Here is a 13,549-nt window from a genome sequence, read left to right on the forward strand (position 1 = left end):
AGACACAGACAGACCGCATGGCCGCCTACCTGCTCCGACGACTCCTGCTGATCATTCCCACGCTGTTCGGAGTGCTGCTGATCAATTTCGCCATCGTGCAATTCGTTCCGGGTGGTCCGGCCGAGCAGTTGCTCTCGCAACTGACCAACAAGGAGAACCGCCTCTCGGGTGGTCCGACGGGGCGCGCCCTCGATGCCAAGCAGATCGCGGAGATCAAGGCTCTCTACGGCTTCGACAAGCCGGCGCCGGAGCGCTTCTGGCAGATGATCAAGCAGTTCGCCAGCTTCGACCTTGGCAAGAGCTTCTTCCAGAGCAAGGGCGTGTGGCAGCTCATCAAGGAGAAGCTGCCGGTCTCGATCAGCCTGGGGCTCTGGACTTTCTTCATCAGCTACCTGATAGCGGTGCCGCTCGGCGTTGCAAAGGCGGTGCGTGCCGGCTCGCGCTTCGATTTCTTCACAACTCTGCTGGTGCTCGTCGGCTACGCGATACCGGGCTTCGTGCTGGGCGTGGCGCTGCTGGTGATCTTCGGCGGCCAGTTGCAGTGGTTCCCGCTGCGCGGACTGACGTCGCCGAACTGGGAGTCGCTGAGCTGGGGCGCACGCATCGTCGATTACCTGTGGCACATCACCTTGCCGGTGACGGCCATGGTGCTCGGCAGCTTCGCGATCACCACCATGCTCACCAAGAACTCGTTCCTCGAGGAAATCCGCAAGCAGTACGTGCTGACGGCGCGTGCCAAGGGGCTGGCGGAGCGGCAGGTGCTTTGGAAGCACGTGCTGCGCAATGCGCTGATCCCGATCATCACGGGCTTCCCGGCCGCATTCATCGGTGCGTTCTTCTCCGGCGCACTGCTGATCGAGACGCTCTTTTCGCTCGATGGAATGGGCCTGCTGAGCTACGAAAGCGTCCTGCGGCGCGACTACCCGGTGTTCCTGGGCACGCTCTATCTATTCACATTGATCGGGCTGGTGACCAAGCTCATTTCCGATCTCTGCTATGTCTGGGTCGATCCGAGGGTGAAGTTTGACTAACAAAGAAGCGCCAGTCGTGTCCGTGAGCCCGGGCCGGCGCGCCTGGCGGCGTTTTCGCCGCAATCCGCTGGGGTTCTGGAGCCTGCTGATCTTCTCGGCCCTGGTGGTGCTGAGCCTCTTCGCCGATGTCCTTTCCACCGACAAGCCACTCGTGGTGCGCTACGAAGGGAAGACCTATTTCCCGGTGCTGCGGGACTACTCCGAGAAAACCTTCGGCGGCGACTTCGAGACGCCGGCCGACTATCTGGATCCGTTCATCGAGCAGCGTCTCAATCAGGGCGACAACTGGGCGATCTACGCACCGAACCGCTACGGCCCGGCCACGCTCAACTATTTCTCGAAGCCACCGAACCCCGCGGCGCCCTCGCAGGAGAACCTGCTCGGCACCGATGAGCGGGGGCGCGATCTGCTGGCCCAGCTGATCTACGGCTTTCGCGTGAGCGTGCTGTTCGCGCTGGCGCTCACGGTCATCGGGGTTGTGCTGGGCATCGCGACCGGCGCGGTGCAGGGGTTTTTCGGCGGCAAGATCGACCTGACCGTCCAGCGGCTGATCGAGATCTGGGCGCAATGCCCGAGCTTTACCTGCTGATCATCTTCAGTGCGATCTTCACGCCCAGCGTGGCGCTGCTGCTGATCCTGCTGAGCCTGTTCGGCTGGATGGGGCTGTCCGACTATGTGCGCGCCGAGTTCCTGCGCAACCGGCAGATGGATTACGTGCGCGCGGCGAGGGCTTTGGGTGTGGGAAACCTGCAGATCATGTGGCGCCACATCCTGCCCAACAGCATGGTGCCGGTCGTCACCTTCCTGCCGTTTCGCATGAGTGCGGCCATCCTGGCGCTGACCTCGCTCGACTTCCTGGGACTTGGCGTACCCCCGGGCACTCCGTCGCTCGGCGAGCTGCTGAGCCAAGGCAAGGGAAACATCGATGCCTGGTGGATATCTCTGTCTACCTTCGTCGTGCTTGTGGTCACGCTGATGCTGCTGACCTTCATGGGCGACGCCCTGCGCGACGCGCTCGATCCGCGGAAGGCCGACAAGTGACGAGCACCGTACCCAGCCAATCCTTGCTCGACGTGAAGGGCCTGCGCGTCGCCTTCGGCGGCAAGGAGGTCGTGCATGGCATCGACTTCCAGATGGCCGCTGGCGAAAAGCTCGCGCTCGTCGGCGAATCCGGTTCGGGCAAGACGGTCACCGCGCTGTCGCTGTTGCGGCTGGTGCAGAACGCGGACCTGTCCGGCGCGGCACGGCTCTTCGGTGGCGAGCTCGGGAATGGCCGCCAAGGCCCGCGCGACCTGCTGGCGATCCCCGAGCGCGAGCTGCGTGGCATCCGCGGCAAGGAGATCGCCATGATCTTCCAGGAGCCGATGACCGCGTTGAACGCGCTCTACACCGTGGGCGACCAGATCGCCGAGGTGCTCGAACTGCACGAGGGCCTCTCGAAGCGAGAGGCGCAGGCGGCAGCGGTCCAGTTGCTGGCCGACACCGGCATTCCCGAACCGGCGCGGCGGGCGAGGGCGTTTCCGCACCAGCTCTCGGGCGGCCAGCGCCAGCGCGCGATGATCGCCATGGCGCTCGCCTGCAAGCCGCGCCTGCTGCTGGCCGACGAGCCGACCACCGCGCTCGACGTGACGGTGCGTGCGCAGATTCTCGACCTGCTCGCCGACCTGCAGCGCAAGCACGGCATGGCGGTGCTGCTCATCACGCACGACCTGAACCTGGTGCGGCGCTTCGCCGACCGCGTGGTGGTCATGGAAAGCGGCCACATCGTGGAGCACGGCGCGGTGGGATCCGTGTTCGACGCCCCGCAGCATCCCTACACGCGCAAGCTGATCGACAGCCATCCCGAGCGCAACGTGGCGCCCGTCGAGAGCGGCTCTGGTGCGGCGCCGCTGATCGAGGCCAAGGCCCTGCGGGTGGTCTACCCCGTGCCAAAGCCTGGCATCGGCGGCTGGTTCCGCAAGGGCGAGTTCGTCGCGGTGCAGGGGGCCGATTTCCGCATCGCTTCCGGCGAGACGCTGGGCGTGGTCGGCGAATCGGGCTCGGGAAAGTCGACGCTCGCGCTGGCGGCGCTCGGGCTGCTGAAGTACCAGGGCGCGCTGACCGTCGCGGGCAAGGGGTGGGCGGTCGACCGGGCCTCCGATCTCGCCTTGCGCCGCACGATGCAGGTGGTGTTCCAGGATCCGTTCTCGTCGCTCTCGCCCCGCATGACGGTGGAGCAGATCGTGGGCGAGGGGCTGCGCGTGCATGCGCCCGAGCTCGGCGTCGAGGCGCGCCGGACGCGTGCGCTTGCCGCGCTGGCCGACGTCGGGCTGACGGAGGCACAGTTTCCGGCGCTGCTGGAGCGCTATCCGCACGAGTTCTCGGGCGGGCAGCGGCAGCGGCTGGCGATCGCCCGGGCGCTGATCGTCGATCCGAAGCTGCTGGTGCTCGACGAGCCCACCAGCGCGCTCGACGTAACGATCCAGAAGCAGGTGCTGGGGCTGCTGCAGCGCCTGCAGCGCGAGCGGGGCCTGAGCTACCTGCTGATCACGCACGACGTGGAGGTGATCCGGGCGATGGCGCACAAGGTCATCGTGATGAAGGACGGGGCCATCCTAGAAACCGGGCAGGTCGAGCGCGTGCTCGATGCGCCCGAGCACCCCTACACGAAGAAGCTGGTGGCCGCCGCGCTGCTCGAGTAGAACAACAACGGAGACCGCGAGAAATGTCGGAAATCGGACGCGACCGGCGCGGAGCTTGGCGCGCGGCGCTGGCCTGCATGGTCACTCTGTCTGTGGCCATGGGCCTGGGGCGCTTCGCCTTCACGCCGATGCTGCCCATCATGCTGCACGAGGGAAAACTGGAGCTCGCAGCGGGCGGGGTGCTGGCCTCCCTCAACTACCTGGGCTACTTTCTTGGCGCGGTGAGCTGCGCGGCCATCGGCATCAAGGCGTCGAGCATGGTGCGCGGCGGACTCGTGGCCACGGCAGCGCTGCTGGTCGGCATGGGACTGCTGCACAGCTTCACGAGCTGGGGTGCGCTGCGCACGGCGGCGGGCGTGATGAGCGCCTGGGTCTTCGTCTTCGCCTCGGGCTGGGGGTTGCGCCGGCTGGCCGAGACGAACGCGCCGACGCTGGCGGGCGTGATCTACACCGGCCCGGGGATCGGCATCGCCATGACCGGGCTGCTCGGCGGCGCGCTCGGGCGCTGGGGTTCGGATGCGGGCTGGATCGGGCTGGGCATCCTGGCAGTGGTGCTGATCGCCGTGATCTGGCGGGTGTTCGACGATGGTGAGCACGCCCATGCCACTGGCGGCGCGGCTGCCCCGGCGCCTGTCGCCGCGCCTCGCGTGGCCGGGCCGGCGGACCGCAGCGACGCGATCTGGCTGGTCGCGCTCTACGGGCTGGCTGGCTTCGGCTACATCATCACCGCCACTTTCCTGCCCGTGATCGCCCGCCAGGCGCTGCCCGGATCGTCCTGGCCGGACTTCTTCTGGCCGCTCTTCGGGCTGGCCATCATTCCGGGCGCGCTGATCGGGGCCCGCGCGCCGACGCACTGGGACAACCGGCTGCTCCTGGCCTTTGCCTACGCACTGCAGGCGCTGGGCGTCGTGCTGTCGGTGGCCTGGCCGAGCATTGCCGGATTCGCGCTCGGCAGCCTTCTGCTGGGCATGCCGTTCACCGCCATCACCCTTTTTGCGATGCGGGATGCCCGCCGGCTGCGCGGCAATGCGGCGGCGGGGCTGATCGGCTACGCGACGGCTTCATACGGGGTGGGGCAGATCGTCGGTCCGCTGTTTGCCGCGCCGCTCGCCCAGCGGACGGGGTCTTTCCAGCTGCCGCTGCTGGTCGCGGCGGCGGCATTGGCGCTGGGGGCGGTTCTCTTCGCGCTGGTCTGGTTCAAATCGCGTGGCGCCGCCGGGCAATAGCCGGGCGGGTATTCAAGCGGGTTCGAAAGCCCTTCATTAATTGCACAAATAGCATATAATTCGAGGCTCACGACCAAACGGGCGGGTACCAACCGCCCGTTTTTTTTGGTCCATCCATTCCGGGCTTTCATTCATGGCTATCTGGCATCCGTGGCGGGCGGATGGCAGGGCCGGGCATTTAAAAAGGCACTTTCGAACACGTGGCATTGCAGCAAGTAGTGGAACAAACCGTGGCCGGCCTCGGCTACGACCTGGTCGAGATCGAACGTTCGGCCGGGGGATTGCTGCGCGTGACGATTGATTTGCCCTGGAAAGCCCCCACCTCCGAAGCTGTGGCCGCAGGGCTGCCGGAACCTTTCGTCACGGTCGAGGACTGCGAGAAGGTCACGCGCCAGCTGCAATTCGCGCTCGAGGTCGACGGCGTCGACTACAAGCGGCTCGAAGTGTCCTCGCCGGGTATTGACCGTCCGCTTCGCAATGAGCAGGATTTCGAGCGTTTCGTGGGCGAGGTGATCGACATCACGCTCAAGGCGCCCATGGGCGCCGCAGCGGCTGGCCAGGTGGCGGCCAACCGCAAGAAATTTCGCGGCACGCTGGAGCGGGCCGCACAGGTAGAGGGCGCCGGCGCCCCGGGCTGGCAAATCGTCTGGAGCGATGCGCCCGAGCCCAAGCCGGGTCAAAGAGTGAGCAAGAAGCGCGCGCCCGCAACGCTGCAGGCGCTGGGCTTCGTGCTGGACGAGTTGCGCGAGGCGCGGCTTGCGCCAATTGTGGATTTCAAGGGCCGCAAGGCCAAAACCCAACCGGGTTTTTCGGATATTGACGACGGAACGCAGGTTCCGGACTGACCAGAGGAGTGGTGGCATGAATCGCGAAATGTTGATGTTGGTGGATGCGATCTCGCGCGAGAAGAACGTCGAGCGTGACGTCGTCTTCGGCGCGGTCGAGTCCGCGCTGGCGCAGGCCACCAAGAAGCTCCATCAGGGCGATGTGGACATCCGCGTCTCGGTCGATCGCGACAGCGGCGACTACGAAACCTTCCGCCGCTGGCACGTCGTGCCCGACGAGGCCGGCCTGCAGCTGCCCGACCAGGAAATCCTGCTGTTCGAAGCCAAGGAAGAAATGCCGGACATCGAGGTCGGCGAATACATCGAGGAAGCCGTCGATTCCGTGCCCATCGGCCGCATCGGCGCCATGGCCGCCAAGCAGGTCATCCTGCAGAAGATCCGCGACGCTGAGCGCGAGATGCTGCTCAACGACTTCATGTCGCGCGGCGACAAGATCTTCGTGGGCACCGTCAAGCGCCTGGACAAGGGCGACATCATCGTCGAGGCCGGCCGCGTCGAAGGGCGCCTGCGCCGCAGCGAAATGATCGCCAAGGAAAACCTGCGCAACGGCGACCGCGTGCGCGCCATGATCATGGAAGTCGACCTGACGCTGCGCGGCGCGCCGATCATCCTGTCGCGCTCGGCTCCCGAATTCATGATCGAGCTGTTCCGTCAGGAAGTGCCCGAGATCGAGCAGGGCCTGCTCGAGATCAAGAGCTGCGCCCGCGACCCCGGTTCGCGCGCCAAGATCGCCGTGCTCTCGCACGACAAGCGCGTCGACCCGATCGGCACCTGCGTCGGCGTGCGCGGCACGCGCGTCAACGCCGTGACCAACGAACTCGCCGGCGAGCGCGTGGACATCGTCCTATGGAGCGAAGACCCCGCCCAGTTCGTGATCGGCGCGCTGGCTCCGGCCAATGTGTCGTCGATCGTGGTCGACGAAGAGAAGCACGCCATGGACGTTGTGGTCGACGAGGAAAACCTCGCCATCGCCATCGGCCGAGGCGGCCAGAACGTGCGCCTGGCTTCCGACCTGACCGGCTGGAAGATCAACATCATGGACGCCAACGAGTCGGCCCAGAAGCAGGCGAGCGAGACCGACGCCAGCCGCAAGCTGTTCATGGAGAAGCTCGACGTCGACGAGGAAATCGCCGACATCCTCATTTCGGAAGGCTTCAACAGCCTCGAGGAAGTGGCCTACGTGCCCATCTCCGAAATGCTGGAGATCGAGGCCTTCGACGAAGACACCATCAACGAGCTGCGTGCGCGCGCCAAAGATGCGCTGCTGACCATGGAGATCGCCAAGGAAGAGGGCGTCGAGGCCCAGTCGTCGGTGTCGCAGGACCTGCGCGACCTCGATGGCCTGAACCCCGAGCTGATTCCCAAGCTGCACGAAGCGGGCGTGAATACCCGTGACGACCTTGCCGACCTCGCGGTCGATGAACTCACCGAGATCACCGGCCAGAGCGCCGATGACGCCAAAGCCCTCATCTTGAAGGCCCGCGAACATTGGTTCGCCGGCCAAGAGTGATGGTCATGGAGGCACGAAACCAATATGTCCAGTACCACTGTCGCCGAGTTCGCGAACGAGCTCAAGAAGACTCCCGAAACCTTGCTTGACCAGCTCAAGAGCGCAGGCGTGCCCAAGGCGGCCGTCACCGATGCACTCACCGAGGCGGACAAGCAGCGCCTGCTCGGCCACCTGAAGGCCAGCCACGGCACTGTCGAGCCCGAGCGCAAGAAGATCACGCTGACCAAGAAGTCGACCAGCGAGATCAAGCAGGCCGACTCCACCGGTCGCGCCCGCACCATCCAGGTCGAGGTGCGCAAGAAGCGCACCTTCATCCAGCGCGACGACGGCCACCTGGCCGCGACCGAACCCGCGCAACAGGCGGCCGAGGCTCCGGCTGCCGCTCCCGCCGCGCCCCGCATCGACGAGGCCGAGCTGGCCCGCCGCGAGGAAGAGGCGCGCCGCCAGGCCGAGCTGATCCGTCGCCAGGAAGAAGAACTGGCCGAGAAGCGTCGCCAGCGCGAGGAAGCCGAAGCCCGCGAGCGCGAGCAGGCCGAGAAGGCTGAAAAGGCCGAGCAGGAAGCCGCCCGCGCCGCCGCCGAAGCCGCCGAGAAGAAGGCTGCCGCCGCGGCAGCCGCTGCTGCCGTCGCAAAGCCGGTAGCAGCCGCTCCGGCGCCCGCTGCTGCGGCCGCCGCCGTCGATCAGAAGGCCGCCGAGCAGAAGGCTGCAGAAGACAGCAAGCTCGCCGCCCAGGCCGCTGCTGCACAGGCCAAGGAAGACGCGAAAGCCAAGGCCGCCGCCGAATCGAAGGCTCGTGCCGAAGAAGAGGCTGCCCGTGCCCGCGATCTCGACGAGCGTCGCCGCAAGGCCCTCGCCGAGGCGGAGGCCATCCGCGCCATGATGAACGCACCGGCCCGCGTGCTGGTGCCGCACAAGGCGCCCGAGAAGCCGCAGGCCGAGAAGGCCGGCGTCAAGGGCACGCTGCACAAGCCGACCGCTCCGGCGGCACGTGCCGGTGCTCCCGCTGCGCCGGGCGCTGCGGCCGCGCCCGCTGCCCCGGGCAGCGGCAAGGAAGTCAAGTCCGCGAAGCTCTCGTCGAGCTGGGCTGGCGATCCTGCCAAGAAGAAGGAAATCAAGACCCGCGGCGATGCCAGCGGCGGCGTCGGTCGCGGCAACTGGCGTGGAGGCCCGCGCGGCCGCCGCGGCAACGACCGTGGCCATGAAGAGCAGCACGTGCCGGCCGCACCGGTCGAGGCACGCGTGCTCGAAGTGCACGTGCCCGAGACCATCACCGTGGCCGAGCTGGCGCACAAGATGTCCGTCAAGGCGCAGGAAGTCATCAAGCAGCTGATGAAGCTGGGCCAGATGGCGACCATCAACCAGTCGCTCGACCAGGACACCGCCATGATCCTGGTGGAGGAAATGGGCCACAACGCGGTGGTTGCCGCGCTGGACGACCCCGAAGCCTTCACCGACGAGGACGTGTCGGCGCAGATCGCCGAGGCGCTGCCGCGCGCTCCGGTCGTGACCGTCATGGGTCACGTCGACCACGGCAAGACCTCGCTGCTGGACTACATCCGCCGCGCCAAGGTCGCAGCGGGCGAAGCCGGCGGCATCACGCAGCACATCGGCGCCTACCACGTGGAAACCGAGCGCGGCATGGTGTCCTTCCTCGACACCCCGGGTCACGAGGCCTTCACGGCCATGCGTGCCCGCGGTGCGCAGGCCACCGACATCGTGATCCTGGTGGTGGCGGCCGACGACGGCGTCATGCCCCAGACCAAGGAAGCCATCAAGCACGCGAAGGCGGCTGGTGTGCCGATCGTGGTCGCGATCAACAAGATCGACAAACCCGATGCCAACCTGGACCGCGTGAAGCAGGAACTGGTGGCCGAGGAGGTCGTGCCCGAGGAGTACGGCGGCGACGTCCCGTTCGTCGGCGTGTCGGCCAAGACCGGCCAGGGCATCGACGACCTGCTCGAGCAGGTGCTGCTGCAGGCCGAAGTGCTGGAACTCAAGGCGCCGGTGGATGCCGCCGCCAAGGGCCTGGTCATCGAAGCCCAGCTCGACAAGGGCCGCGGCCCGGTCGCCACCGTGCTGGTTCAGTCCGGTACGCTCAAGACCGGCGACGTGGTGCTGGCCGGCTCGACCTACGGCCGCGTGCGCGCCATGCTGGACGAGGACGGCAAGCCGACCAAGTCCGCGGGTCCGTCGATCCCGGTCGAGATCCAGGGCCTGACCGAAGTGCCGCAGGCCGGCGACGAGTTCATGGTGATGGGCGACGAGCGCCGTGCGCGCGAAATCGCGACCTACCGTGCCGGCAAGTTCCGCAACACCAAGCTGGCGAAGGCCCAGGCCGCGAACCTGCAGAACATGTTCACCGACCTGTCGGCGGGCGAAGTGCAGACGCTGCGCATCATCATCAAGGCCGACGTGCAGGGCTCGCAGGAAGCACTGGCCCAGTCGCTGCTCAAGCTGGCGACCGACGAGGTCAAGGTGCAGATCGTGTATGCCGGCGTGGGTGGTATCAGCGAAAGCGACATCAACCTGGCCATCGCCTCGAAGGCGGTCGTGATCGGCTTCAACGTGCGTGCCGATGCCGGCGCGCGCAAGCTGGCCGAAGGCAACGGCGTTCAGCTGAACTACTACAGCATCATTTACGACGCCGTGGACGAGATCAAGGTTGCGATGTCGGGCATGCTGGCACCGGAGCGCCGCGAGGAAATCATCGGCTCGGCCGAGATCCGCACGGTGTTCGTGGCTTCGAAGATCGGTACGGTCGCGGGTTCGTACATCACCTCGGGTTCTGTCAACCGCAGTGCGCATTTCCGCCTGCTGCGCGACAACGTGGTGATCTACACCGGCGAGATCGACTCGCTCAAGCGTCTGAAGGACGACGTGCGCGAAGTCCGCGAAGGTTTCGAGTGCGGTATCAAGCTCAAGAACTTCAACGACATCAAGGAAGGCGACCAGCTCGAATTCTTCGAGATCAAGGAGATCGCGCGTACGCTGTAAGGCACATCGCGATATCGGGCTCGCTGCCATCTTGCGGCGGCTTGCACCAAGCCCGATCTCGCGACGCTAGTGATTGATCAAATGCCCAAGAAGAAAGCAGCCACTCCCAACCGCGCCTTCAAGGTCGCCGATCAGATCCAGCGTGATCTGACGGAGCTGATCGCGCGCGAGTTGAAGGACCCGCGCGTGGGCATGGTCACGCTCCAGGCCGTCGAGGTCACGCCCGACTATGCGCATGCGAAGGTCTTCTTCAGCCTGCTCACGGGTGACGTGGCCGAGACGACCGAAGCACTGAACCAGGCCGCGGGCTTCCTGCGCAACGGCCTGTTCAAGCGCCTTCACATCCACACCGTGCCGACGCTGCACTTCGTGTTCGACCGCACCACCGAGCGTGCGGCCGACATGAACGCGCTCATCGCACAAGCCGTCGCTTCGCGTTCGAAAGACGACTAGCCATGAACGCGCCACGCACAAGGGTGCAGCGGCGCCCTGTGCATGGGGTGTTGCTGCTCGACAAACCGCTGGGGTTCTCCAGCAACCAGGCCTTGCAGAAGGCCAAGTGGCTGCTGCGCGCCGAAAAGGCGGGCCATACCGGCACGCTCGATCCGCTGGCGACCGGCGTCCTGCCGTTGTGCTTTGGCGCCGCCACCAAGTTCAGCCAACTGCACCTGGACGCTGACAAGACCTACGTGGCCATCGCCCGCCTCGGCGTGAAGACGTCGACCGGCGATGCCGAGGGCGAGGTGATTTCCGAACGCCCGGTCCATGTCACGCCCGAAGACCTCGCACGCGTCGAGGCGCAGTTCACCGGTCCGATCCGCCAGGTGCCACCTATGCACAGCGCGCTCAAGAAGGACGGCAAGGCGCTGTACGAGTACGCCCGCGAAGGCGTGGAGGTCGAACGGGCGCCGCGCGACGTGGTGATCCACAAGCTCGAGATCCGGGCGATCGACGATGCCACCATCCGCATCTTTGCCTCCGTCAGCAAGGGCACCTACATTCGCACCCTGGGCGAGGACATCGGCGAGGCGCTCGGCTGCGGCGCACACCTGACCTCGCTGCGGCGCGTCGCCACCGGCGGCTTCGCCGAGGCCCAGTGCGTCACCATCGAGGCACTGGAGGCCATGGACGAGGAAGAGCGCCTCGCGCAGCTCCTGCCGGCCGAGACGCTCGTGGGCGGCCACAGCCGCGTCACGCTGGGCACGGAAGATGCGGCACGTTTTCTTTCCGGCCTGCGCCGCCGCGGGGCCTGGACCGATGCGGAGGAGGTTGCCGTCTTCGGCACCCAGCCGCCGGCCTTTCTCGGCACGGCCCACGTCAAGGCCGGCGAACTGATTCCGGGGCGCTTGCTGAACCCCATCGAAATCCAGCAAATTCTTTTGAACGCACAACAGACCGAAGCGACACCATGAGTACCAAGCAAATCCGCAATATCGCCATCATTGCCCACGTTGACCATGGCAAGACCACGATGGTCGACCAGTTGCTGCGCCAGTCGGGCACCTTCGCCGAGCACGAAAAAGTGGTCGACACCGTGATGGACAACAACGCGATCGAAAAGGAACGCGGCATCACCATCCTGGCCAAGAACTGCGCCGTGAGCTGGAAGGGCACGCACATCAACATCGTCGACACCCCCGGCCACGCGGACTTCGGCGGCGAGGTGGAGCGCGCTCTCTCGATGGTCGACGGCGTGCTGCTGCTCATCGACGCCCAGGAAGGCCCGATGCCGCAGACCCGCTTCGTGACCAAGAAGGCGCTGGCGCTGGGCCTGAAGCCCATCGTGGTGGTGAACAAGGTCGACAAGCCGGGCGCCAACCCCGACAAGGTGGTCAACGCTGCCTTCGACCTGTTCGACAAGCTCGGCGCGACCGACGAACAGCTCGACTTCCCGGTGGTGTACGCCTCGGGCATCAACGGCTGGTCCTCGCTGGAAGAGGGCGCGCAGGGCGAGCAGTGGGGCCCCGACATGTCGGCCCTGTTCGACACCATCCTGAAGCACGTTCCTTCGCAGAAGGGCGACCCGTCCGCGCCGCTGCAGCTGCAGATTTCCGCACTCGACTTCTCGACCTTCGTCGGCCGCATCGGCGTCGGCCGCATCAGCCAGGGCACGCTCAAGCCCATGATGGACGTGCTGGTCATGGAAGGCCCTGACGGCAAGACCCTCAAGGGCCGCGTGAACCAGGTGCTGACCTTCCAGGGCCTGGACCGCGTGCAGGCCACCGAAGCAGGCCCGGGCGAGATCGTGCTGATCAACGGCATTGCCGACATCGGCATCGGCGTGACCGTCACCGACCCGGCCAACCCGGCGCCGCTGCCGATGCTGAAGGTCGACGAGCCCACGCTGACGATGAATTTCTGCGTCAACACCAGCCCCCTGGCCGGCCGCGAAGGCAAGTTCGTCACCAGCCGCCAGATCTGGGACCGCCTGCAGAAGGAACTGCAGCACAACGTCGCGCTGCGCGTGAACGAGACCAGCGAGGAAGGCGTGTTCGAAGTGATGGGCCGCGGTGAACTGCACCTGACCATCCTGCTGGAGAACATGCGCCGCGAAGGCTACGAAATGGCCGTGTCGAAGCCGCGCGTGGTGTTCCGTGAAATCAACGGCGAGCGCCACGAGCCGATCGAGCTCGTGACGGCCGACATCGAGGAAGGCCACCAGGGTGGCGTGATGCAGGCGCTGGGCGAGCGCAAGGGCGAGCTGGTCAACATGGAGCCGGACGGTCGCGGCCGCGTGCGCCTCGAATACCGCATTCCGGCGCGCGGCCTGATCGGCTTCACGAACGAATTCCTGAACCTGACGCGCGGCTCGGGCCTCATCAGCAACATCTTCGACAGCTACGAGCCGCACAAGGGCGACATCGGCGGCCGCAAGAACGGCGTGCTGATCTCGATGGACGACGGTGAGATCTTCACCTACGCGCTGGGCAAGCTGGACGACCGCGGCCGCATGTTCGTGAAGGCGAACGATCCGGTGTACGAGGGCATGATCGTCGGCATCCACAGCCGCGACAACGACCTGGTGGTGAACGCCACGCGCACCAAGCAGCTGACGAACTTCCGCGTCTCGGGCAAGGAAGACGCGATCAAGATCACGCCCCCGATCGAACTCACGCTCGAATACGGCGTGGAATTCATCGAGGACGACGAGCTGGTCGAGATCACGCCCAAGAGCGTGCGCCTGCGCAAGCGCTTCCTGAAGGAACACGAGCGCAAGCGCGCCAGCCGCGACCTGATGCAGGGCTGATCGGGCGGCCGCCAC

9 protein-coding genes and 1 pseudogene are annotated in these 13,549 nt (G+C 66.2%); all 10 read left to right on the forward strand.

Annotation, left to right across the window (positions count from 1 at the left end; translation table 11 throughout):
- Positions 1–17: 17 nt before the first annotated feature.
- On the forward strand, positions 18–1,031 hold the full coding sequence (locus tag ACHMXA_RS17720; RefSeq protein ID WP_395315987.1) for a microcin C ABC transporter permease YejB: 1,014 nt from the start codon (positions 18–20) through the stop codon (positions 1,029–1,031).
- A pseudogene (locus ACHMXA_RS17725) lies at positions 1,024–2,072 on the forward strand (ABC transporter permease). Before ACHMXA_RS17720 ends, ACHMXA_RS17725 begins: the two are co-directional and overlap by 8 nt.
- Positions 2,069–3,712: an ABC transporter ATP-binding protein gene (locus tag ACHMXA_RS17730; RefSeq protein WP_395315988.1), complete on the forward strand. Its 1,644-nt coding sequence runs from the start codon at positions 2,069–2,071 to the stop codon at positions 3,710–3,712. The pseudogene ACHMXA_RS17725 and the gene ACHMXA_RS17730 overlap by 4 nt, the downstream one beginning before the upstream one ends.
- A 23-nt stretch (positions 3,713–3,735) precedes the next feature.
- Positions 3,736–4,938 (forward strand): YbfB/YjiJ family MFS transporter, encoded by a 1,203-nt coding sequence (locus ACHMXA_RS17735; protein WP_395315989.1) that lies wholly within the window; start codon positions 3,736–3,738, stop codon positions 4,936–4,938.
- A 200-nt stretch (positions 4,939–5,138) separates the two neighbouring features.
- A complete protein-coding gene (gene rimP / locus ACHMXA_RS17740) occupies positions 5,139–5,783 on the forward strand; it encodes a ribosome maturation factor RimP (RefSeq protein WP_176663941.1) in 645 nt (214 codons plus the stop codon).
- 16 nt (positions 5,784–5,799) lie between these two features.
- Positions 5,800–7,293 (forward strand): transcription termination factor NusA, encoded by a 1,494-nt coding sequence (gene nusA / locus ACHMXA_RS17745; RefSeq protein WP_176663942.1) that lies wholly within the window; start codon positions 5,800–5,802, stop codon positions 7,291–7,293.
- A 24-nt stretch (positions 7,294–7,317) separates the two neighbouring features.
- Positions 7,318–10,287 carry a translation initiation factor IF-2 gene (infB, locus tag ACHMXA_RS17750; protein ID WP_176663943.1) on the forward strand — a complete coding sequence of 990 codons (2,970 nt, stop codon included), beginning with the start codon at positions 7,318–7,320 and terminating at the stop codon, positions 10,285–10,287.
- Positions 10,288–10,368: 81 nt separating this feature from the next.
- Positions 10,369–10,740 (forward strand): 30S ribosome-binding factor RbfA, encoded by a 372-nt coding sequence (gene rbfA / locus ACHMXA_RS17755; protein ID WP_395315990.1) that lies wholly within the window; start codon positions 10,369–10,371, stop codon positions 10,738–10,740.
- A gap of 2 nt (positions 10,741–10,742) precedes the next feature.
- The gene (truB, locus tag ACHMXA_RS17760) at positions 10,743–11,699 is read left to right on the forward strand and encodes a tRNA pseudouridine(55) synthase TruB (protein ID WP_395315991.1); all 957 of its coding nucleotides are present in this window, start codon (positions 10,743–10,745) and stop codon (positions 11,697–11,699) included.
- Positions 11,696–13,534: a translational GTPase TypA gene (gene typA, locus ACHMXA_RS17765; RefSeq protein WP_176663946.1), complete on the forward strand. Its 1,839-nt coding sequence runs from the start codon at positions 11,696–11,698 to the stop codon at positions 13,532–13,534. Before truB ends, typA begins: the two co-directional genes overlap by 4 nt.
- Positions 13,535–13,549: the final 15 nt, after the last annotated feature.

Source organism: Variovorax sp. UC74_104 (genome assembly GCF_044055375.1).
Lineage (GTDB): Bacteria > Pseudomonadota > Gammaproteobacteria > Burkholderiales > Burkholderiaceae_C > Variovorax.